This window comes from Paenibacillus sp. FSL R10-2771, from assembly GCF_038000205.1.
Lineage (GTDB): Bacteria > Bacillota > Bacilli > Paenibacillales > Paenibacillaceae > Paenibacillus_AQ > Paenibacillus_AQ phytohabitans.
The window spans coordinates 6,106,376-6,129,560 of sequence record NZ_JBBOBM010000001.1 but is presented as its reverse complement, the minus strand read 5'-3'; the positions used below and the strand labels follow the sequence as shown (position 1 = coordinate 6,129,560).

Genomic DNA, 23,185 nt, shown 5'->3' with positions numbered 1-23,185 from the left:
GATAAATAACGGCACTACGGTCCGCTAGGATCAAGTATTGAAAATGTTTGCGCCGAATCTCCTTGTTGCAACCGTTATCATGTTATAATTTTAGATATAATTTGAATGATAATGGAGGGACTCATGAGGAACTCTTTGGAACTGCTTGAGGATGTCGTGGATACACAGGCGCTGCAGATCATTCAGGACGATCTTGCTGCGGTGACGGATATGGCTGTGCTCACGGTCGATGCTGGCGGCAAGCCGGTGACCCGGCACAGCAAATGCACGGACTTTTGCAGAGCGATGAGATCAGCCACCCAGTCCTCCCGGTTATGTGAGAGCTGTGATTACCGCGGGGGATATGCCGCACAGAGTATGCAGCGTCCCTATGTCTATAAATGCCATATGGGGATTGTGGATATGGCGGTACCGCTGGTAGTCGGCAGCAAGTACCTTGGCTCCATTATGCTGGGGCAGATCTCTATTCCCGCACAGGATACCGGTAAGAAGCTTGATATACTGAGCGCAACCAGCCGTCCAGATCAAAGGGAGCATGACAGCATGCTGGAGGAATATTACCGGAGCCTTCCGGTGATGTCTTATGAACGGATCGAATCCGTAGCCCGTCTGGTCACCCACATGAGCCATTATATAACCGGCAGAGTTAGCGCCAGGAACCGGACTTATGTATTCGGCACTTCTGCAGCTGCTGCGGATGTGAAGCTTACAGAAGAAGCAGCGCAGGTACATGAGATTCCCCGGCAGCAGGTACAGGAGGAGGCGGGCCAGCCGACTGACAGGAAGCAAGCTGCGGGCACAATAGGCGGGAGCCTCAGGCTGAAGCCGGCGCTGGAGCATATGCATGGGCATTTCCGGGAGCGGCTGAGACTGGCGGACATGGCCCAGTTATGCTGGATCAGCGCGGACTATTTCAGCAGACTGTTCCGGCAGGAGACGGGCAGCACCTTTTCTTCCTATATAAATAGCCTTAGGCTGGAGGAAGCGAAACGTAGTCTGGCGGAGGGAGAAGAATCTGTAGTGAGCATCGCGTATTCGCTGGGTTTTGAGGATAGCGGGTATTTCATCCGGACCTTCAAAAAAGCTACAGGCGAAACACCGGCGGTCTACCGCCTGAAGAGCCGTGCATAATCCGCGCTGCGCTGGGAGTTTATAGGATGAAATGACGGAATAGTTCTATACAGGATCGTGCAATGCCAAACAGCGGCAAAGCGCTTATACTGAATAGGAAGCGTTTACAAATCCTGCCTAAGGAGTGCTGTGAAATGAGAAAAATACTAACCTCTCCCTCTAAATATGTTCAGGGCAAAGATGAACTGTACAACATCGGGGACTATGTAACGATCTATGGACGGAAAGCGCTGCTGGTGGCGCATAAGGATGATCAGGCCCGGGTTCAGGATTACCTGGACAAGGCAGTTGCCAAAGGCGGCTTCGAATTCGTAACCGGCGGGTTCGGCGGGGAATGTACACTTAAGGAGATCGGCCGGCTGGAGCAGTTCGCGGCAGCAGAAGGCTGTGATGTGATTGTTGGCCTCGGCGGCGGCAAGGCGCTGGATACAGCCAAAGCGATCGCCAACCGGGCTAGAATTGCGATTATTGTCGTACCGACGATTGCGGCGACTGATGCACCATGCAGCGGCTCTTCGGTGATCTATTCGGAGCATGGCGAGTTCGAATCCTATCTGTATGCGCGGCAGAATCCCAATGTGGTGCTGGTGGATACCGGAATCATTGCCAATGCACCAACGCGTTTTCTGGTGGCCGGGATGGGGGATGCGCTGTCGACCTTTTTTGAGGCGAGATCCTGTGTCAGAGGTTTCACCTATAACAATTCCGGGGCCGTAAGCACGAAGGCAGCGATGGAGCTGGCCCGGCTCTGCTACGAAACACTGCTGGAGGACGGACTGAAGGCCAAAGCGGCCAATGACAGCAAGGTGGTTACGCAGGCGCTGGAGAATATTATCGAGACGAATATCCTGCTCAGCGGGCTTGGATTCGAGAGCGGGGGACTGGCCGCAGCGCATGCCGTGCATAACGGGCTGACCATTCTGGAGGAGACTCATCATTATTATCACGGGGAAAAGGTGGCTTTCGGCACGCTGGTGCACATGGTGCTGGAGAATGCGCCGCAGGAAGAACTGGACACGGTGCTTGGCTTCTGCAAATCGCTCGGATTACCTACCTGCCTGAAGGACCTGGGTGTTACAGATATCAGTGAAGCCCGGCTGATGCCGGTGGCCGAAAGAGCCTGTGCCGAAGGGGAGTCCATTCATAATATGCCGTTCCCGGTTACGAAGTATGATGTATATGCGGCCATTCTGGCTGCGGACCGGCTGGGCGGAAGCGGAGGCGAAGCCAGATGAAGAAGATCATTAACGCCCCTGAAGATGTAGTCGTGCAGATGATCGAGGGCATGGTGCTTGCCCATCCGGAGCTGCTGGAGTGGAACCGGAAATACAAGATTATTACGCGTAAAGAGCTGAACCCGGACAAAGTCACCCTGATCAGCGGCGGAGGCAGCGGACATGAGCCTGCGCATGGCGGATACGTAGGTAAGGGAATGCTGGATGCGGCGGTATGCGGTGATGTGTTTGCATCTCCGTCGACGATTCAGGTCTACAATGCGATTACGAAGACGGCTTCCTCCCAAGGAACGCTGCTGATTATCAAGAACTATTCCGGCGACTGTATGAATTTCGATGCGGCGGCGGAGATGGCGTTCGAAGATGATGATATCACCGTGGAAAAAGTGTATGTGAACGATGATGTGTCCGTAGCGGACGATGCATCGACGGCAGGCAGAAGAGGCGTGGCCGGAACGGTGTTTGTGCATAAGATCGCCGGAGCGGCTGCAGAACGGGGAGATACACTTCCGGAGGTCAAGGCCATCGCGGAGAAAACAGTGCGCAATGTCCGGTCGATCGGCTTCGCGCTGACTCCCTGTACCGTGCCGGCCAAAGGCTCACCAACCTTCGCGCTTGGAGAGGATGAGATCGAATTCGGTGTAGGCATTCACGGCGAACCGGGTATTGCCCGGGAAAAGCTCGTTCCGGCAGATGAACTGGCCGCGAAGGCACTGCAGGCGCTGCTCGCCGATATGCCGGTTAACCCGGAGGAAGAGGTCGCTCTGATGATTAACGGCTTCGGGGCAACACCGCTGCAGGAGCTCTACATCCTGAACCGTTCCGTCAGCCTGCTGCTGGAGGAAGCCAAGATCAGGGTATACCGGACCTTTGTCGGTAATTATATGAGTGCGATTGATATGGCGGGAGCATCGGTCACCCTGCTGAAGCTGGATGATGAGCTGAAGCAGGCACTCGACTATAGCGCGGAGACGGCAGCTTATAGATGTTAGGAGGCGGAAGCAATGGAGAAGCTGCTTACAGCTGATATAGTAGTGATGATAGACGAGATGGCGAAGCTTATCATTGAGAAGGAAGTCGAATTCTGTGAACTGGATTCCTTCGCCGGAGACGGGGACTTCGGCATGTCGCTGGCCAAGGGCTTCCGGCAGCTGAAACTGGAATGGGAGGAGCTGCCGCAGGAAGATATCGGTGAATTCCTCAAAGCCTGCGGAATGGTGATCATTGAGCACTGCGGAGGCGCTTCGGGTCCCATCTGGGGCTCGGCCTTCCGCAGCGCGGCGAAATACGCCAATGGCAAGACCGATTTAAGCGGACTTGAGCTGGCGGAGCTGCTGGAGAACGCGGTAGAGGGCATCCAGAAGCGGGGCGGGGCCAAGCTTGGCGACAAGACGCTGCTCGATGCACTGATTCCTGCTGCTGAAGCTCAGCGGAAGAGTGCGGAGAGTGGCGACGCCCTGCTGATCAGCATGCGCAAGGGCGCAGAAGCGGCGGTGCAGGGAGCCGAGCACACCAAAGACATTATCGCTTCCAAAGGCAGGGCAAGCTATGTGGGCGAGCGGAGCCTCAGCCACCCCGATGCCGGAGCTACAGCGATAGGTATTCTGTTCACCGGGATTGTAGACCGGATGCAGCAGTAAGGATTGAAGACCCCGATTGAAATACAGATGCAGCGAAAAGGGACGTCCCGGTGGTATATCTCCGCCGGGCGTCCCTTTGCTGTTCCGCTAGTTCAAGTCTCGTATATAATATTCCCTGTTTCGGTAAGGTCATAGCTGTGAATGGACTTCAGCTCGTTCTGGAAGGCGGATGAACGCAGAATATCAAGAACCGTGCTGATCCATTGTTCATTCTCGGGCTTCTTGACCATGACCAGATCGTAGCGTTCCGTGGTGAGCGGAATGAAGTCAATGCCGTCAATAATCTTGGCGGCCTTCTCGGTGCCGATGCCCACATCGGCGCTGCCCCGCGCCACCATGCCGGCTATAGCCAGATGGCTGTTCTCTTCGGTTCCGTAGCCCTCCAGCGATGCGGATGGAATTCCGAGCAGGCGGAGCTGCTCATCCAGCAGCACCCGGGCCCCGGAGCCGCGTTCACGGTTGATCAGGGTCAGCCCGCTCTGCCGGAGATCACTCCAGCCGCGGATGCCTTTGGGGTTGCCCTTCCGCACATAGAACCCGGCACTGCGCGATAGCAGATGCACTACGATATAAGAGAAGCCTACGAGCAGCTTGCGGATATAAGGCAGATTATATTCGCCGGTATCCCCATCCAGGAGATGGGTGCTGACAATATCCGATTCCCCGTGATACATGGCAATCAGGCTGTCCAGACTGCCGGCATACGAACGGAGCGGGCGGGTGGACGGCAGCGTACGCTCCAGATAGGTCGCCAGAATATCAAGCGACATATCCTGGCCGGTAATGACCACATTCATACTGGTGCTTTTGCCGGTATGGGGGGGCGGAGGGGCAAAGGCCTGATACGGAGCCGCGAAGGAAGCGGGCGTCTGCAGCGGCTGTATTTCCTGTAATCCGCTTCCGCCGGGGAGCGGATGCCCATAAGCCCCGCTGCTGCGGGAATTCTGCTTGTATGCCTCCAGATCAGAGAGGTCAACACGCATCTGTTTGCCGACACGGTAGGAGGGCAACTCTCCTTTTTTGATCAGATCATAGACTTTAAGTTTGGATATTTTGAGTAACCGGGCGATTTCCTCGGTGGTATAGGAAGTATTCTCAGACATGAATTAAACCCTCCCAGGGATGCACTGCGGCAGAAGTCACAGGTAGCCATATAATGCTTATAATGCTCAAGACTACCTTATTTTGTGGACCTGCGCAATCTAAGAAACCCCCGGACCGCAAGCGGAGAGCGGCAGACGGAGCTTCAATAAGTCCCGTGCCGCTCTGTCTTCGCCTGCTGCGCATCGGATAACGTGATCAGCTCGGAGACAGTGACGAACCGGAACCCTTGCTTCTCAAGCTCGGGGAGGATAATCTTCAGCGCTTCCTTCGTTTGCGATTGCCCATGGACATGGTCATGGAACAGAACGATATCCCCATTCCGGGCATTGCGGATCACTCTGCTGGAGATGCTCCAGACTCCCGGGCGGTTCCAGTCGCGGGTATCCTGATGCCAGGACCAGAGCACCGGCTTCAGGCCCATGCTGTTGGACACATCAATCATCGTGTCGTCGTACATTCCGCCCGGCGGTCTGAACAGGCTGCTGTGTTTGCCGGATACTTTGACAATCTCCTTCTCCGTCAGCTCCAGCTCCTCCTGAATCTGCTGCCCGGAGACCGGTTTTTTGAAATAAACGTGATTATAGGTATGGTTCGCAAGCTCATGGCCTTCATTAATGACGCGTCTGGCGACCTCGGGATAAGCGGCGATCCGTTTGCCAATTGCAAAAAAAGTGCATTTCGCATTGTATTCATGCAGTACCTCCAGAATGCCATCCGTCTCGAAGGGGTCCGGGCCGTCGTCGAAGGTGAGTGCAATAACCTTTTGGCTGGTCTGCACATCCCAGATCATGTCGCCCCGTTCCTCATAATAATAGCGGTTCTTGGCCCTGTTCGGGCTGCCAAGGGCAATGTCTGCAGAGCCGTGCATAAGCGCGAGCGCTGCAAGGGCCGCGGCAGTGATTCGGATTCCTCTTTTCATGCGTCTCAAGTTTCACTCCACACCCTGTGTTTTTATAAGCCGTTCCTGCGCTGCTTGAGCCTTAGAATGCTCCATTTGCCCCGGGAAATATGCATTTTATATAGAGCGAACTGGAAGGTTAATGATAAAGATGAAAGTAACATCTGAACCGGAAACTTATCTGGTCGCATTTTAGAGTGAAAGTTCTGCCGGAAATGACTTATAATGAGATACTAAATACAGAACAATGGAATAGGGGCAGCGGAGATGACACTAATTGAGAAAAGAGAGCATAGGCAATATCCGGAAATTACCCGGCTGGAAACATCCAGAGCCGCATATGAACGCGATTATTCGCGTCTGATCCATTCGCCGACCTTTCGACGGCTGCAAGGCAAATCACAGGTATTCGGTGCAGGCACCGGAGATTATTACCGCACACGGCTGACCCACTCGCTGGAGGTGGCGCAGATTGCCCGCGAAGCGGCCAAGAGTCTGCTGCGTTCTTATCCTGAGGTAGAGACGGGGGCAGCTGAGAATCCGGGATTGGTCATCGATCCGGAGGTCGTGGAATGTGCGGCCATTGCGCATGATTTCGGCCATCCGCCGTTTGGGCATAAGGGGGAAGAGGTGCTGGACAGCCTGCTGGAAGGGCTTATTGCCAAGAAAACAGCGGAGGCTGCCGCGAAGTCCGGGGCCGGTCCGGTACAGAAGCAGACGATCCATGAGAGCATGAAGCGTAAATATGAACATTTTGAAGGCAATGCCCATAACTTCCGCCTGATCATGTTTCTGGAGAAACGGGAGAATATCGATGGACTGAACCTCTCGGATGCGGTGCTGCTGGGCATTAACAAATATCCGTTTCCCGGTACTGTGCTGAAGAAGGGCATGTACCTGCATGAATGGGAATACATCAACGAGATCCGCACCCAGTGGGGGGTTCCGGCAGGCAAGAAGACACTGGAAGCACAGCTTATGGACTTATGCGATGACATAGCCTATTCGGCCCATGACCTCGAAGACGGCATCAAGGCCGGCAAGATAGAGGTACACGAGCATTTCATGCACGACGAATACATTCAGCGGCTGATTGTTGAGAAGATCACGACGCTGGAGGATGCCTTCTGGTCAGGCTGGCAGGCCGAGGCGATCAGCGCCAAGGTGGAGGAAGTGCTTAGCTCATTCCTTCGGGTATGGATGGAGAAAATGCCAACCTGTGAGAATGACTACTCCCGCACGCGCCGTGAAGTTAAAGCTTATTGGGTCAGTACTTTCGTCGCCAGTCTCGGCGTCATCGAGGACGGGGACTGGAAGAAGGTTACATTCATCAAGGAAGGCCAGGAGGATGAGGATATGCTGCGGACGGTCAGTGTGCTCAAAAGCTTCGCCTGGGTAACGATGATCCGCGATTTGCGTGTGCAGCGCCTGCAGAAACGGAGTGAATGGATCCTCCGGCGGCTGTGGGAGGCCTTCCTGGATCCCGAGACCTCGCGGAGTATTATTCCGAGCGACTGGCTGCAGCGGTATGAGAAGGATCAGAGGTCGGCCAGGCCCATCTGGACCTGGGAGCATATGGTGACAGATTATATCGCCGGGATGACCGATGCGTTTGCCGAGAAAATCTACAATGAGCTGTATGGACTAAAGGTAGGCTCGATTTACGATCTGGATTAGGCATAGCTCTGCGCCAATAGTACCTGTCAGCCGGTTTGGCTGGCGGGTACTTTTTTTATAGTTCTGGATATACATATAAAATTTTTTGGGTGTTTTGCCGAAATAGTACTAGCAACCTATTTTTTTTTGTTCTTTTATGAAAATGGAATGTAATAGAATGGAATTCCGGTCATGTTTTCGGAAAATGTTTGAGGAGGCGCACGTAGATGGGCAAGGGTCAACAACTGAAAAGTGCAGTTAAAAAATGGGTGAGTGGAACTAAAAAAATGCGCCAGACCGCAGTAGCTAAAGGAAGTAAAAGTATTGGATTCAAGATTGCCTCCGGTTATGCGGCTTTGGCAGTACTGGTTCTGGTTACCGGCGGGGTCTCGCTCTATCAAATGAACGGTATGCAGAAGAACACAGGCAATATTATTGATCAGAGCATTCCCGCACTGGATAAAATCCACAATGTAAATTACCTGACAGAGCATGTTATGGCGATCAGCATGCAGCATATTCTGAGCACGGATAGCGCAGAGAAAAACACACTTGCGGAAGAGCGGGCTGAATTCATCCGCAAAGTGTCAGATACATTGAAGGAATACAAGCTCACCTTGCGGGGAGAGCAGGAGCTGGGGCAATTACAGTCGCTCGTCGGGAAATGGGGAGAGTTCCTGACCGTCAACAATCAGGCGATCCTGCTCAGCAGCTCGAATGACGAGGAATTAGCATTGGAGGTATCCCACAAGGGGATTGAGGCGTTTAATTCGATGCAGATTGATCTGGACGCGCTTGTTGCACACACTCAGGATGAAGCAGCGAGTGAGGGCAAAGTTTCCGAGAAGATTTTCCACACTTCCCTGACGTTGAGTATTGTAACTGTGCTGATTGTCCTGGTAGTCATCGGAATGATTAACATGGTGATCCGTAAGACCATGATCAATCCGCTTAAAAAGGTAACCGTACACCTGCAGCGGATCTCCGGCGGTGATCTGACCGCAGAGGATACCCTGATCGGCAATATGGATGAAATCGGCCAGCTTGCCAAGACCGTTAACGAAACTAACCGTACCTTGCTGGAAATGGTGAACCGGATCAGAAATGTCTCCGAGGTGATTTCGGAACAGGGCGATGAGCTGATGCATACGATTTCCGATACCAAGGAGGGCAGCAGCCAGATTGCCTTGACCATGGAAGAGCTGGCCAAAGCCTCCGGAAGCCAGGCCGAAGCAGCGGTAGATGCTTCTAAGGCGGTGGAGGAGTTAAACGCTATAATTGAGAATTTTGCCGGCAGGGGAATTGACCTCTCGCTTCATTCGGAGCAGGTGCGGCAGAAGGGTGAAAAAGGCAAAGCGCTCATGGAAAGCTCGGTGGCGCAAATGAACCAGATTGCGGACGCTGTATCGCAGTCTATGGACACGGTGGAGGAGCTGAACCGCAAGAACGAGGGGATCTTCCGGCTTGTGGGCTCCATCCGCAGCATCTCCGAGCAGACGCATCTGCTGGCGATTAATGCGGCCATTGAAGCGGCGAGAGCCGGTGACAGCGGCCGGGGCTTCGCGGTAGTAGCACAGGAGGTGCGCAAGCTGTCGGAGGATGTGCAGCGGACCGTAGCGGAGATTACCGGAATTACACAGGGAATCCAGCATGACTCCAGAGCGATGGTTGAGCAGTTGCGCGGCGGCGTGGCGAAGACGGAAGAGGGCAGCCGGCAGATTGTCGAGACGGGCGAAGCCCTGGCCGATATCAACGGCTCGGTGGGGGTAATGGCGCTCACGGTGGAAGGAATGGCCAAGGATCTGGAGCAGATGACCGGAGCCAGTGAAACCATGAACGAGTTCAGCCAGCATATCTCGGCACTCGCCCAGCAATCTGCGGCCGGTGTAGAAGAGACTTCAGCTTCGGCTCACGAGCAGCTCAGCGCGACTACGGAAGTGGCCAACGGCATCGAGCATCTGAAGCTGCTGCTTACTGAGCTTAAGGAGTCGGTCACTCGGTTTCAAGTGTGAGGGGGGCTATATAGGCTGAAGCAGTGAAATTCTAATACTTAGGGATACGCCGTGACTGCAGAGAATGTTTGGACTTCCGGCCGCTGTTGTTCCCGGATTTCTTGATTTATACCGCTAGTAGCGGTGGAAATCCGTGAACAAAGGCGGACGCTAGCGCTCCTACAGTTCCAAACTTCTCTTCCGCCACTTCTCCCTAGTTGTAAATCTCAAGTTCAAACTATATAGTGATGTGGGAATATAAAAACAGCCTCTGCTTAGGTTAGCAGAGGCTGTTTTTGTCTTGGTAATGTGCTGGGGAGAGCAAAGTTATGTTACCTAATACTAAATTGCTATACAGCTTAAACTGGGAGTGTTCCCGGCTCCTAGCTCGAACTCCTTGGCTAATTGATGACGAAATTCGCGCTGCCTAAGTACTAACTAACTGTATTTTGTGCAACTAAAGCGATCGGTTATTGTGCTGCGAGGACTTTAATTGCATTCTCTGCAGTTAAAATCCCCCATACTCCGGGAAAAAAGACGTACTGCTATTTTAGTTGTACAGAATACAGTTAACCGGGCATATCCGTTTTTTCGCCGTTATTTAACTGCAGGAAATACAATTAAAGTAATTGCAATGCACTCCGCACTAGCTAGTTCACAATAGACTTGTCCGCGCAGGAGTCTTGCCAGTGCAGGGTTCTACGGAGCAAGGTACTTTCCAGCTCAATCTATAGTCTATATAGTTGAAATCCTGCACAAAATACAACATTTTCCTCAAAAGATCGACGTTAACGGAAAATTGTTGTACAAAAGGCATCATTTCGCCTCCATCCGGCAGATCAACGAGAGAATTGTTGTATTTCATACAACAATTCTCTAGAAAACCCTTTTATCTAACATCCAATGTTGTAATATGTACAACATTTAGCCGCAGGAGGCACCTTTAAACCCGCAAGTTACAAACAAGTCCGCATATCCCACAGCAACCCCGCCAGCCCAGGCGGCGGAGGCTTAATATTGGCGGCTGTAGTCGACCAGATTGAGTGAAGGCGTTCCGGACTCCAGATAGGCCTTCATGTTCTCAACGAAAATATCCACTACCCGGTCCGCGTAACGGTCGGTTACCCCGGCACAGTGCGGGGTCATGATGACCTGCTCCATCCCCCACAGAGGGTGATCCTCCGGCAGCGGCTCTTTCTCGAAGACATCGAGTCCGGCACCGGCAAGCTGTCCGCTGTGCAGCGCAGAGATTAGATCGTCCGTATTGGTAGTCGCTCCGCGGCCAATATTAATGTAATAAGCCCCCTGCTTGGCAGCGGAGAAGATGTCTGCATCGAATATTCCCTGCGTCTCGTCGGTGATCGGCAAAGTGTTGATAATAAAATCGGCGTCGCTCACGGAATCCTTCAGCTGTCCGGTCGTGAAGACCTCATCGAAGCCGTCAACCGGCCGGCCGGAACGGCTCACACCGATCGTCTTCATACGGAAAGCCTTGGCAATTCTGGCGGTTTCACTGCCGATGGAGCCAGTTCCGGCAATCACTGCCGTCTTGCCGGTCAATTCACTCTCTTGTCCATCCGAATGCCAGCGGCGGTTCTGCTGGTTGCGGATAGCGGTATGCATGTTCCGGGTGAACATCAGCATGAAGCTGAAGATAACGGCAGTAATCGGTTCGGCATGAACACCGCTGGCATTCGTCAGCAGAATCCCGCGTTCATGCATGGCTTCAAGCGGAAGTTTCTCCACACCGGCAGACCAGGCCTGGACCCAGCGCAGCGGTGAACCCTGGCGCAGAAGGGTATCACTGGCGCCTTTTCCCCAGCCGATGATAATTTCTGCACCGGAGAGCAGCTCAAGGTCCGGATTCCTGGAATCTCCGAGGGTAAGGGTATAATCTGGTGCAGCGGCGCGGATCAGCTCCTGCTGCCCATCTGATAAATGCTGCATACAAACGATGGATTTAGTCATGTTGGTTCCCTCCTATTCTACATTTCAGTAGAGAAATGGACGATAAGTATAGAATAAGCATAACAAATCTGCCTGGAAAGGTGAAATTAGAATGGAACATAAGGAGCCGGAGCAAGAATTTGAGCGTCTGTTTATCGCTATACCTTTGCCGGAAGCATTGCGCTATTATCTTAAAAATGAGTCTGCCCGCGTGTCTTCCGGACTTAAATTTGCCAGATGGACACATTTTGAAGATTTCCATATTACGCTGCAATTTCTTGGCGACACTCCGAAGGAGGATATCCCGGCCCTGTTCGCGGCGCTCCGGAAAGTTTCCTTGTCAAGCAAAGGCTTTCAGCTGAAGCTCGGAGAATGGGGCACATTCGGCCTCCCGGACTCGCCAAGAGTGCTCTGGACGGGGGTTTCCGGGGAGCTTGAGCCGCTCAGGGAGCTGCAGAAAAAGGTGGTTTCGGCGACAATTCCGTTAGGATTCACGGCGGAAACGCGAACGTATAATCCCCATTTGACAGTGGCCCGCAAATACCGTGAGGAGCAGCCGTTTACGCTGGAGCGGCTGGAAAATTTACGGGTAAAGGGACGTCCCGCAGGCAATTTACTTCCAGACTTAGGCTGGACGGTGGATGCTTTTGTGGTGTATGCTACCAGGATGCATGCCATTCCTATGTATGAAATGACCGAAAAATTTACATTTTTCTCAACATAAATCGACAAGAAAGTTTTCAAAGCTTCCATTTTCGGTTACATACAATAGGAGTGTGCCGTAAAATAGGAGGTAAATAATGTTAATATTTAAACAGAGCCGCTGTATTGCGCTGCTGGTTAGCGTAATTTTAGTGTCTTTCTCAGCGATAAGTTTGATGAACCCCGAAGGATCTGCTGCTACCGGGGAGAATGTAATAGAAATGGGTAAATTGAAGTCTGCCGGCCATGAGTCTCTGGAGCCCAGTGTTCCGAAAGCTGCATCTGCTGTATATAGGACAAGCCCTTCATCCAGCACAATGATTCCCATGCTTTACACCACAGCTGCCGAACCGGTCCACACCTGGGCCCGCATGGTAAGCGCCGGATGGTTAAGCCCCGAGAAGCTGCAGCGTCAAGAGGCTGCGAAGACGGGCGCCGTTCAGCCTAAGCCTAAGGCTAAGGTAACTGTGGTGAAAGCAACGCCGTCAGCGGCGCAAGCGCTGAAGAAAGCGGCCAAGGGGACAACGAGCGTAAATAAAGTCAAAGCGGCAACTCAGCAACATCCCCCCGCAACATTGTTCTTCTCTCGGACCAAGCTACTAAGCCAGGAGCAGCAAGCTGAAGCTACCTGGAGCTACGCCGTATCCGAAGAAGACCTGCTACTGCTGCAAAAAATCGTCATGGCAGAAGCAGAAGGCGAACCGTACCAGGGCAAGGTGGCAGTTGCCAACGTTGTTCTGAACCGGCTGCGGTCAGCCAATTTTCCCGATACCATTCATGATGTAATCTATCAAAAAAGCCAATTTAGTCCTGTCGCCAACGGCCGGCTAAAGCGTGTGAAGCCCAACGCAGACAGTATCAAGGCTGTTAATGCTGCACTTATGGGAGTTAAGGAAGTTACGGATGACACGTACTTCTTCTTATCGCTGACGCTCGCGCAGGATCTTACTGTGCATCATTCACGGACACTCCTTAAGACCATCGGCAATCATACCTTCTACAAATAATCACTGTTACATTCTTGCCATCCGAATTCACGCTGGTTGCGCGCGGAGAAGGTTTCCGCTGCATTCTCATCTTATGTAATGCAAAAGAACCTCCAAATCCACGCTTACCAGTGGCTGGAGGTTCTTTATGTTGTTGTTCACCGGGGTCCGTCTACGGGGTGACATAGACGGCCTCTTCATTGCGCACCTGTGAGGGGGAGCTCCACGACTCGGATTCGGCAACAGCTTGGCTGGCGGGCTTGCCCAGCAGCTGGAGCACAGTAGCTGCACAATGCTGAGGCTGCTGGCGTTCAGGGGAAGTCCGGCGTTTCCGCTGTAATTCAAGTCCGGCATATTCATGCAGCAGCATGGAGAACCATTTGTTCACCACTTCCGAATCAAGTACCTCGGCCAGCCCCAGCTCTACAAAATACTGGCTGTTCTTCTCTTCCTGCCCCGGGATGGCGCTGTAGAACAGCATCGGAATGCCTTTGGCCTGACCTTCAGTACAGGTCATTCCGCCCGGCTTCGTAATCAGCAGATCGGAAGCATCCATTAATTTGTTGATCTCGCTGCTGTAGCCGAGAATCTTTACATTGGGATGGTCCAGCAGCGGGTTGGCTTTCATTTTGGCTACCAGCTTGTCATTGCTGCCCATACAGAATATAAGCTGGATCTCATCCATCCGGGCCGTGAGCGAATTCATGATGTCCTTCCCGAACATCAGCCCCCAGCCGCCGCCCATAATGAGCACGGTAGGAATGTCGGCGAGCCCCAGCTCCTTGCGGAGCTGAGTCTTGCTATGGCGCTCCCAGAACTTCGGATGCACCGGGATGCCGGTAACCGTCACCAGCTCAGGAGATACGCCCCGTCCGGTAAGAATCGATTTGACGCGTGAAGTAGAGACGAGATAGCGGTCGGCTTCGGCGTTCACCCAGCTGCCGTGAGCATCATAATCTGTAATCAGCGTGTAGAGCGGGACATCCAGCCCCTGCTGCTTCAATCTGGAGATGACTGCGGCCGGAATCGGATGAGTGCAGATAATCAAATCGGGTTTAAGCTGCTCTATGACCTGTGAGGCATGTGTATAAAAAATCCGGTGAAGAGCCAGCTTAGTCAACCGGTTCAGTGATTTATGATATTGGGTCTTATACATCATGCCGACCAGCTTTGGCTGGCTGCTGACTGTTTTGCGGTAAGCGGAAAGAATCCATGGTGCGACCGTAGGATTGAGGAATTTTCCAAGCTCAATGACCCGGCACTGCACATCCGGACTCAGCAGTCTTATTCCTTCGGCCAGAGCATAGGCTGCCCCTGTATGGCCCGTGCCGAAGCCTTCCGAAAACAGCAGTACTCTTTTCTTTCGCATAAGTTCACCTGCTACTTTCCATCATGGGTAGAATTACGAGTTCTCTTCATCGGTTCATTCGAGATCCCATGTTCATGTTCTATTATATTATACTAGGGTTTTTGCTTCTTTTCTCACATTATACAAATAAGACGTAAATAGAAAGTTAAAACACTGCAATAAAATAAAAAAAGTTGGGCACAAGTATTGCATTGGCAGGAGCATCGTGATAAAGTTGGTCTTGACCGAGTGACCGGATTAGTAAATTGGTCAGAACGCGGACGCAATGATATTTCCTGACGAAAGGGAGTGCACGGGTGGCTGTGGTAGATCGAAGGCAGCAGGTGCTTCAGGCGGCGACGAAATCTTTTTCATTATTCGGCTATAAGGCAACTACAATGGATCAGGTCGCCAAGATTGCCAATGTCGGCAAAGGGACGATTTATACCTTTTTTACGAACAAGGAACAATTATTTGACGAGATTCTGCGAGATGTCATTATTGAGATGAAAAGAATCGCCGAGCGGGAGATTAAACGCGACAAGCCGTTTTTTGATAATCTGCACCGCGTGCTGGACGCCCTGCTGGAATTTCGGAGCGAACATGAGCTATTCATCAAGCTGTCCCAGGAAAGTCGTGATTTCGGAACGCCGCAGGCCGGTGATGGGCTCGACAAGATCGAGAGTGTCGTACTTGAATATTTGGAACGGGAGGTGGAACAGGCAATCCGTCAAGGGGAGATCAAACCCTGCGATCCCCAGATTGTCTCGGTAGTAATGTTCAGGCTTTATATCGTACTTACTGCTGAACTGAGCAAGGTGCATGTGCCTTTGACCAAAGAGCAGATTAAATGCTACTTTCATTTATTTTTGGCAGAAGGCCTGTCACAGTAGAATTTAAGTCCGGTATAGGGACGGCGTCTGTGAACCTGCGCTTTCCCTGATGTGAACAGGCAAATTTTTTTTGCTCTTGACTGACTGAATGGGGAAAATGGTCAACCAGTGTTACTGTAACATTCACGAAAATATCATTTCAGAGGAATTTATAGCATTTTAAAGAGAGCATATGATTAGAAGGAGAGAACCAGAATGAAATCTTTATCCGTGTTTATCAAGGACCTTGGCGCGGTTTTTAAGAATCCCAAGATGCGTATTTCCATGTTTGCCATTCTGTTCATTCCTGTACTGTACAGCGGATTATTCCTGAAGGCATTCTGGGATCCTTACGGTAAAATGAACGAGCTTCCGGTCGCTGTCGTAAATGAAGATAAAGGTGCTGATTATGAGGGCTCCAAGCTGAGCGCCGGATCAGACCTGGTGGCGGAGCTGAAGAAGACGGACGGGTTCAAGTGGAATTTCGTCAGCCGTGAAGCAGCGGAAGCCGGACTTGCGGACAATACCTATTATATGGCGATTATTGTTCCGGAAGACTTCTCGGCCAAAGCTACTACCCTGCTGGATGCAGATCCGCAGCCGGCCAAAATCATCTACGAGCCGAATGAAGGCTACAACTTCCTGGCTGGCCAGATCGGCGGCACGGCAGTGAAGGATATCAAGACTAAAGTGTCTGCCAAGATCACAGAAGCGTATACCGAATCTGTATTTGATAAAATCACGGATATCGCCAGCGGGCTTGGCGAAGCCGGGGACGGCGCCACCAAGATTGCTGACGGTGCCACCAAGCTGGATGACGGAGCGCTTAAGCTGAAGGACAATCTGCTTGTCCTGACTGAAGGCACCGGCAAGCTGCTCGATGGTGTAGCGCCGCTTACCCAGGGTGTGACGGATCTGAATACCGGAGCAGCGGCTCTGGAAGCCGGCAGCAGCACGCTGGCCGGAGGGCTTCAGCAGTTGTCCGCAGCACATAAGCAGCTGCAGGATGGTGTAACCCAGTCGGCAGCAGGCAGCAAGCAGCTTGATGCAGGGCTGCAGAAGACTGCAGCCGGAGCGGCTTCGCTCAAGGACGGCACACAGTCGGCCGTAGACGGAACCGCCAAGCTGCAGGCTGGCACGAAGTCGGTGGTGGACGGCAGCGCGAAGCTGGAAGCGGGTCTGACCTCTTCCGCAGAAGGCAGCGCGAAGCTCGAAGCCGGTCTTACGGCTTCGAAGGAAGGCAGCGCGAAAGCGGCAGCCGGAGCCAAGGCGGTAGCAGACGGTCTGCAGGCACTGGCGAAATCGAACCCGCAGCTTGCGGCAAGCCCGGATGTACAGAAGCTGCTGGCGGCAAGTACAGCAGTGGCGACCGGCACTGCACAGCTGGACCAGAGCCAGGAGCAGCTGCTGGCAGGAGCAACGGCACTGCACAGCGGCCAGGAGCAGCTGGTGCAGGGAGCGAATCAGCTGCACAGCGGTTCCCAGCAGCTTGATGCAGGTGTAACGCAGCTGCATGCCGGAGCGCAGCAGCTGAACGCCGGCAGCGCACAGCTGCTGGAAGGCCAGCAGCAGCTGGCGGCTGGCGCGGGCACACTTGCAGCAGGCGGTGCTAAGCTGTCGGCAGGCATGCAGCAGTTCGGCGCGAAGCTGGACGAAGCGGCCGCAGGCGGTGCGAAGCTGGCAGACGGCGGCAAGGCGCTTGAAGCCGGTACAGCGAAGCTGCTGAGCGGCGCAGGACAGCTTGGCAGCGGCCTCAGCTCTGTAGCTGACGGCTCGAAGCAGCTGAGTGACGGAGCAGGCCAGCTCAAGGACGGTCTGGATGAGCTGAAAGCAGGCTCCGGTGAGCTGGCCAGCAAGCTGGGCGATGCTGCAACGCAGACTAATGCTGTGAACAAGAGCGATGCGCTGGTATCCATGTTTGCCCAGCCGGTACAGATTGAAGAAGTGAAAGTCAGTAAGGTACCGAACTATGGAACAGGATTCGCCCCTTACTTCCTGTCTCTCGGTTTGTTCGTAGGCGCACTGATCTGTACGATTGTTATTCCGATGCGTGAATCTGAAGTGATCGGAGCCAGCCGGTTCAACCGGTTCATGAGCCGTACTCTTACGTTCTCCATGATGAGCTTGCTCCAGGCACTTCTCGCCATCCTGATTGTTCTGTACGGCCTGGGCCTTGAAGTGCAGAGTGTAGGCTTGTTCTACGCCTTCTCCTTCATCACCAGTCTTGCCTTCATGTGGATGATCCAGGCGATCGTAACCTGGCTTGACCAGCCGGGCCGTTTCGTAGTCATCCTGATTCTGATCTTCCAATTGACTACGAGTGCGGGTACGTTCCCGCTGGAGCTGATTCCTAACTGGATGAAGATCTTCAATCCGCTGCTGCCGATGACTTATAGTGTCAAAGGCTTCAAGGCAGTCATCTCCACTGGCGACTTCAGCTCGATGTGGAATGATGCCGGACTGCTGGCCGCTTACGGCATAGTATTCCTGGCGCTTACCTTCACCTACTTCATGACCCGTGACCGCGGTAATGAAGCTCTGCTGAAAAGTGAACAAGTTTTGACTGTATAATGGAACACATTTTCTTGTAAATATGAGGACACAAAAACGCCCCTGAGGGGGCGTTTTTGGCTTATACAGAAAACTAAATGGGTAAAAAAAGTGCCATACCGATGGCAGGAAAATAAATGAAACGCTTTCAATGCATAAGAACTTATTCGTCTTTTATGCATAATTATGCACTGAGAAGATTTTTTACGCTTTTATCCGCTAAAGCTGCGCTGCAAAAGCATTTGTTAATCAAGCTCATAAAAAAGTTTAAATTGCGCTCATGTCAGGTCGATGATAAAATAATATAACCAATCTGGCTTGAATAATTATTAAGATTTTCCTCTGAAAAATTTTCCTGGAATTCCGTCTACTTTATAATAGAAAGGTTGCGTATGATGAGACACACTGAACTGCCCGGCAAACAGGGCCTTTATGATCCTCAGTTCGAAAAAGACGCTTGCGGCATGGGATTTGTTGCCCATATTAAAGGCAAACCGTCCCATGATATTGTTAGCAATGCTCTGACTATGCTCTTTAATATGGAGCATCGGGGAGGCCAGGGAAGCGAGCCGAACTCTGGTGACGGAGCCGGCATTATGCTGCAGATTCCGCACCGTTTCTTTGCCGGCGAAGCAGCGAAGCTTGGCTTTGAGCTGCCGGAACAGGGCCATTACGGCGTGGGCATGATCTTTCTGTCTCATAACGAGGAGATCCGGACCCGCCATGAGGCGCTCCTGAGCGAGATTATCGCTGAAGAGGGCCAGCAGGTGCTCGGCTACCGCGATGTGCCTACCTTTGACGAAATGCTCGGCAAGACGGCCAAGGCTGCCAAGCCTTATGTGCGGCAGGTATTTATCGGCCGCTCTGAAGGAATTAAGGATGATCTTTCTTTTGAACGCAAGCTGTACGTGATCCGCAAACGTGCGGAGCTGTCGATCCGCTACGGCGGAGCAGAAGAGGGGGAATCCTTCTACGTACCGAGTTTATCCTGCAAGAAGATCGTATACAAGGGCATGCTGACTACTGTACAGGTTGGACAGTTCTACCTGGATCTGCAGGATGAGAAGCTGGAGTCGGCGATTGCGCTTGTCCACTCCCGGTTCAGTACCAATACCTTCCCAAGCTGGGAACGTGCCCACCCTTACCGCTTCATGATTCACAATGGCGAAATCAACACCCTTCGCGGCAATGTGAACTGGATGCATGCCCGCCAGTCGCTGTTCAAGAGCGAAGTGTTCGGCGAGGATCTCGGCAAGATCAAGCCGGTGGTTAACCCCGACGGCTCCGATACTGCGATGTTCGATAATACGTTCGAGTTCCTGTACCTGAGCGGACGCTCCCTGCCGCATGTTGCGATGATGATGGTTCCTGAGCCTTGGAGCAATCATGACAGCATGGACGAGAAGAAGAAAGCCTTCTATGAATTCCACAGCACCCTGATGGAGCCATGGGACGGGCCTGCCGCAATGGGCTTCACCGACGGCGTGCAAATCGGGGCGATCCTCGACCGTAACGGTCTTCGTCCAGCGCGTTATTATGTCACCAAAGATGATCTGATCATTCTGTCCTCCGAAGCGGGAGTCCTAGACATCCCGGCAGAGGATGTACTATACAAAGACCGCCTGAGACCGGGCCGTATGCTGCTTGTGGATACGAAGCAGGGCCGTATTATCTCTGATGAAGAGGTCAAGGCTGAAATTGCTTCGCAGCAGCCTTATCAGGATTGGCTGGATGAGCACCTGATCAGCCTCGATGAGCTTCCGGAAGCACCGGAGCTGCCGAATCCGAAGCATGATAACGTGCAGCAACTTCAGCAGTCGTTCGGTTATACCTTTGAAGATCTGCGCAAGGTGCTGGAGCCTATGGCATCCACAGGTGCCGAAGCTGTCGGGTCCATGGGTTATGATTCACCGCTGGCGGTACTGTCTGACCGTCCGCAGCGGCTCTACAACTACTTCAAACAAATGTTTGCCCAGGTAACCAACCCGCCGATTGATGCGATCCGTGAAGAACTGGTAACGTCCACGGCAACAACGATCGGGCCTGAACGCAATCTGCTCAAAGCAGAACCGGAGAGCTGTCGTCAGATCTCGCTGGATTCTCCGATTCTCTCGAACGAGGATTTCGCCAAGCTGCGTCATGTACGCCGTGCCGGCTTCAAATCGATGTCCATTCCGATTCTCTTCCCGGCAGAGCTGGGGGCGGAAGGGCTGCGTATCGCTCTGGAGCGTATGAATGAGGCGGCAGACCGTGTTATGGCCAAAGGACATAATATTCTTATTCTGTCAGACCGCGGGGTAGACCGCGACAATGCTGCTATTCCGGCGCTGCTGGCTGTCTCCAGCCTGCATCACCATCTGATCCGCTCGGGAACACGGACCAAGGTCAGTATCCTGCTGGAATCCGGTGAACCGCGTGAAGTTCATCATTATGCGCTTCTGCTTGGTTATGGTGTCAGTGCGGTCAACCCTTATCTGGCCTTCGAGAGTCTGGATGATATGATCGGCCAAGGCCTGCTCCGCGGAATCTCGCATGAGAAGGCTGTGAAGAACTATATCAAGGCAGCTACGAAGAGTGTTGTAAAAATCCTGTCCAAAATGGGGATATCCACAATTCAATCTTACCGCGGCGCACAGATTTTTGAAGCTGTAGGCCTGAACTCGGAGTTCGTAGACCGTTACTTCACCTGGACACCATCCCGTATCGGAGGAATTGGCCTGGAGGAAGTGGCTCTAGAAGCACTTGCCAGCCATAACCGAGCCTTCACCGACAAAGACGGCAACGACAAGGTGCTGGATTCCGGCGGTGAATACCAGTGGCGGAGTGACGGGGAAGAGCATCTGTTCAACCCGCAGACGATTCATCTGCTGCAGCATTCCGTACGCAGCGGAGATTACGAGATGTACAAGAAATATGCGGCACTTGTTCAGGGCGAAAGCGAGAAACACCAGACTCTGCGCTCGATGCTGCAGTTCAAATCCACTAATGCACCCGTTTCGCTTGATGAGGTAGAACCGGCGGAATCGATCATGAAACGCTTCAAGACCGGCGCCATGTCCTTCGGCTCGATCAGCAAGGAAGCCCATGAGACATTGGCCATTGCGATGAACCGTATCGGCGGCAAGAGCAATACCGGCGAAGGCGGGGAAGATCCGGCGCGCTTCATTCCGGACGCTAACGGCGATTCCCGCCGCAGTGCGATCAAGCAGGTGGCATCGGGACGGTTCGGCGTAACCTCGAACTATCTGGTGAATGCCGACGAGATCCAGATCAAGATGGCACAAGGCGCTAAGCCGGGTGAAGGCGGACAGCTTCCGGGCCGCAAGGTATATCCTTGGGTTGCCGAAGTCCGCGGCTCTACAGCAGGTGTAGGTCTGATCTCACCGCCGCCGCATCATGATATTTACTCGATCGAGGATTTGGCAGAGCTGATCTATGATCTGAAGAATGCCAATCCTCGTGCCAATATTAACGTTAAGCTTGTATCCGAAGTCGGCGTAGGCACCATTGCTGCCGGTGTGGCCAAAGGCCGTGCCGATATTATCCTGATCAGCGGCTATGACGGCGGCACCGGTGCTTCACCGATGAACTCCATCCGTCATGCCGGACTGCCTTGGGAGCTGGGTCTGGCTGAGACACACCAGACACTGATGCTGAACAATCTGCGCGACCGTGTTGTACTGGAAACAGACGGCAAGATGCTCAGCGGGCGTGATCTGGCAGTAGCTGTTCTGCTTGGCGCTGAAGAATACGGCTTCGCTACTGCACCGCTGGTAGCTGTAGGCTGTATCATGATGCGTGTGTGTCAGATGGATACCTGCCCGGTCGGCGTTGCTACGCAGAATCCGGAGCTCCGCAAGAACTTCATGGGAGATCCGCAGCATGTCGTTAACTTCATGACCTTTGTAGCACAGGATCTGCGCGAGATTATGGCTGAGCTCGGCTTCCGCACCATTGAAGAAATGGTCGGCCGCACGGATTGCCTGGATGCGGTTCAGGCTTCGACCCACTGGAAGAAGAAGGGTGTCGATCTGAACAGCCTGCTGCATACACCGGCTATGCCGGAAGGAAGCACACGCTTCCGCAGCAAACACCAGAATCATGGCCTGGAAGAAACGCTGGATATGACTCACCTGCTCGATATTGCCGCTCCTGCACTGGAATCCGGCACAGCAGTTGAAGCATCCCTGCCGATCACGAACGTCAACCGTGCCGTGGGTACGATTCTGGGCAGCGAGCTGACGCGCAAATATGGCGCAGCAGGTCTGCCGGATGACACCATCAAGTTGTATTTCACAGGCTCGGCCGGACAAAGTCTGGGCGCATTCGTACCGAAGGGCATCACGATTACGGTCGAAGGCGACTCCAATGACTATGTCGGCAAAGGGCTGTCCGGGGGCAAGCTGATTATCAGACCGTCCCGTAAGGCAACCTTTGCCGCTGAAGATAATATCATCATCGGGAATACGGCGCTGTATGGAGCGACTGGCGGCGAAGCTTATGTCAGCGGGATTGCGGGTGAACGTTTCGCAGTCCGCAACTCCGGGGCGAATGTAGTCGTTGAAGGCGTGGGCGACCACGGCTGCGAATACATGACTGGCGGCCGTGTGGTTGTTCTGGGTGAAACCGGCCGCAACTTTGCGGCAGGGATGTCAGGCGGGATCGCCTACGTATATGATCCGGACAGCACGTTCATCAAACGCTGTAACCTGGAAATGGTATTGCTGGAGCGTGTGGAGGAGGCGGATGAAATCGCTGAGCTGCATAGCCTGATTACCCGTCATACCGAGCTTACAGACAGCAATGCGGGCAGAGTGATTCTCGATTCATGGGATCAGGCCCTGCCGAAATTTGCCCGTGTCATTCCGAAGGATTACAAACGGATGATGGAGCAGATCCGCAAGGTGGAGCAGAATGGCCTGACCGGCGAAGCTGCCCTGATGGCTGCTTTTGAAGCGAATATGCGTGAGCTTGCCCGTGTCGGCGGCTAAGGTTTAAGCTTTCAACTTTTAAATGGCTCCGGTATTGCCGGTGTGCACTATACGATCAAGGGACAGTATTCTTACCCGTATCAGACGGGGAAGATACTGTCCCTTTTACTATTACTGCATTTCTTTCCTAATTT

Annotated in this window: 13 protein-coding genes and 1 pseudogene; 10 read left to right on the top strand and 4 right to left on the bottom strand. The window is 53.1% G+C overall.

Features of this window, described 5'->3' with window-relative positions:
- The first annotated feature begins 123 nt into the window (after positions 1–123).
- From NSU14_RS26445 to dhaK, 3 genes and pseudogenes are all read left to right on the top strand, one after another.
- Positions 124–1,131, top strand: coding sequence for a PocR ligand-binding domain-containing protein (locus tag NSU14_RS26445; RefSeq protein WP_340947798.1), 1,008 nt, complete (start codon positions 124–126; stop codon positions 1,129–1,131).
- 134 nt (positions 1,132–1,265) lie between these two features.
- On the top strand, positions 1,266–2,366 hold the full coding sequence (locus tag NSU14_RS26440; protein WP_076242274.1) for a glycerol dehydrogenase: 1,101 nt from the start codon (positions 1,266–1,268) through the stop codon (positions 2,364–2,366).
- Positions 2,363–4,006, top strand: a pseudogene (gene dhaK, locus NSU14_RS26435) (dihydroxyacetone kinase subunit DhaK). Before NSU14_RS26440 ends, dhaK begins: the two are co-directional and overlap by 4 nt.
- 92 nt (positions 4,007–4,098) lie before the next feature.
- Here dhaK and NSU14_RS26430 read toward each other — a convergent pair.
- Both NSU14_RS26430 and NSU14_RS26425 read right to left on the bottom strand, forming a co-directional pair.
- On the bottom strand, positions 4,099–5,109 hold the full coding sequence (locus NSU14_RS26430) for a substrate-binding domain-containing protein (protein WP_042134017.1): 1,011 nt from the start codon (positions 5,107–5,109) through the stop codon (positions 4,099–4,101).
- 143 nt (positions 5,110–5,252) lie between these two features.
- Entirely contained in the window at positions 5,253–6,029 is a 777-nt protein-coding gene (locus NSU14_RS26425) for a polysaccharide deacetylase family protein (RefSeq protein ID WP_340947797.1), read from the bottom strand.
- A gap of 246 nt (positions 6,030–6,275) precedes the next feature.
- Between NSU14_RS26425 and NSU14_RS26420 the strand changes: the two genes are divergently transcribed.
- A complete protein-coding gene (locus NSU14_RS26420; RefSeq protein WP_042134021.1) occupies positions 6,276–7,685 on the top strand; it encodes a deoxyguanosinetriphosphate triphosphohydrolase family protein in 1,410 nt (469 codons plus the stop codon).
- Positions 7,686–7,891: 206 nt separating this feature from the next.
- Entirely contained in the window at positions 7,892–9,676 is a 1,785-nt protein-coding gene (locus tag NSU14_RS26415; protein ID WP_076242277.1) for a methyl-accepting chemotaxis protein, read from the top strand.
- Between the two features lie 990 nt (positions 9,677–10,666).
- Here NSU14_RS26415 and NSU14_RS26410 read toward each other — a convergent pair.
- The gene (locus NSU14_RS26410) at positions 10,667–11,623 is read right to left on the bottom strand and encodes a D-2-hydroxyacid dehydrogenase (protein ID WP_042134025.1); all 957 of its coding nucleotides are present in this window, start codon (positions 11,621–11,623) and stop codon (positions 10,667–10,669) included.
- A 91-nt stretch (positions 11,624–11,714) separates the two neighbouring features.
- Between NSU14_RS26410 and thpR the strand changes: the two genes are divergently transcribed.
- Together thpR and NSU14_RS26400 are read left to right on the top strand one after the other, a co-directional pair.
- The gene (gene thpR, locus NSU14_RS26405; protein ID WP_340947796.1) at positions 11,715–12,326 is read left to right on the top strand and encodes an RNA 2',3'-cyclic phosphodiesterase; all 612 of its coding nucleotides are present in this window, start codon (positions 11,715–11,717) and stop codon (positions 12,324–12,326) included.
- Positions 12,327–12,402: 76 nt separating this feature from the next.
- A complete protein-coding gene (locus tag NSU14_RS26400; RefSeq protein ID WP_340947795.1) occupies positions 12,403–13,311 on the top strand; it encodes a cell wall hydrolase in 909 nt (302 codons plus the stop codon).
- A 151-nt stretch (positions 13,312–13,462) separates the two neighbouring features.
- On the opposite strand, the gene NSU14_RS26395 is transcribed toward NSU14_RS26400, so the two are convergent.
- Positions 13,463–14,659 carry a UDP-N-acetylglucosamine--LPS N-acetylglucosamine transferase gene (locus tag NSU14_RS26395; RefSeq protein WP_042134030.1) on the bottom strand — a complete coding sequence of 399 codons (1,197 nt, stop codon included), beginning with the start codon at positions 14,657–14,659 and terminating at the stop codon, positions 13,463–13,465.
- Between the two features lie 296 nt (positions 14,660–14,955).
- Between NSU14_RS26395 and NSU14_RS26390 the strand changes: the two genes are divergently transcribed.
- The 3 genes from NSU14_RS26390 to gltB all read left to right on the top strand — a co-directional run bounded on the left by NSU14_RS26390 (position 14,956) and on the right by gltB (position 23,051).
- A complete protein-coding gene (locus tag NSU14_RS26390) occupies positions 14,956–15,531 on the top strand; it encodes a TetR/AcrR family transcriptional regulator (RefSeq protein WP_039302173.1) in 576 nt (191 codons plus the stop codon).
- A gap of 195 nt (positions 15,532–15,726) precedes the next feature.
- A complete protein-coding gene (locus tag NSU14_RS26385; RefSeq protein ID WP_042134032.1) occupies positions 15,727–18,081 on the top strand; it encodes a YhgE/Pip domain-containing protein in 2,355 nt (784 codons plus the stop codon).
- Between the two features lie 374 nt (positions 18,082–18,455).
- A complete protein-coding gene (gene gltB / locus NSU14_RS26380) occupies positions 18,456–23,051 on the top strand; it encodes a glutamate synthase large subunit (protein WP_340948998.1) in 4,596 nt (1,531 codons plus the stop codon).
- Positions 23,052–23,185: the final 134 nt, after the last annotated feature.

Coding starts and splice junctions, on each gene's coding strand:
- thpR (WP_340947796.1), top strand. CDS start 11,715: ATGGAACATAAGGAGCCGGAGCAAGAATTTGAGCGTCTGTTTATCGCT.
- NSU14_RS26440 (WP_076242274.1), top strand. CDS start 1,266: ATGAGAAAAATACTAACCTCTCCCTCTAAATATGTTCAGGGCAAAGAT.
- NSU14_RS26445 (WP_340947798.1), top strand. CDS start 124: ATGAGGAACTCTTTGGAACTGCTTGAGGATGTCGTGGATACACAGGCG.
- NSU14_RS26430 (WP_042134017.1), bottom strand. CDS start 5,109: ATGTCTGAGAATACTTCCTATACCACCGAGGAAATCGCCCGGTTACTC.
- NSU14_RS26385 (WP_042134032.1), top strand. CDS start 15,727: ATGAAATCTTTATCCGTGTTTATCAAGGACCTTGGCGCGGTTTTTAAG.
- NSU14_RS26415 (WP_076242277.1), top strand. CDS start 7,892: ATGGGCAAGGGTCAACAACTGAAAAGTGCAGTTAAAAAATGGGTGAGT.
- NSU14_RS26425 (WP_340947797.1), bottom strand. CDS start 6,029: ATGAAAAGAGGAATCCGAATCACTGCCGCGGCCCTTGCAGCGCTCGCG.
- NSU14_RS26420 (WP_042134021.1), top strand. CDS start 6,276: ATGACACTAATTGAGAAAAGAGAGCATAGGCAATATCCGGAAATTACC.
- gltB (WP_340948998.1), top strand. CDS start 18,456: ATGAGACACACTGAACTGCCCGGCAAACAGGGCCTTTATGATCCTCAG.
- NSU14_RS26400 (WP_340947795.1), top strand. CDS start 12,403: ATGTTAATATTTAAACAGAGCCGCTGTATTGCGCTGCTGGTTAGCGTA.
- NSU14_RS26410 (WP_042134025.1), bottom strand. CDS start 11,623: ATGACTAAATCCATCGTTTGTATGCAGCATTTATCAGATGGGCAGCAG.
- NSU14_RS26395 (WP_042134030.1), bottom strand. CDS start 14,659: ATGCGAAAGAAAAGAGTACTGCTGTTTTCGGAAGGCTTCGGCACGGGC.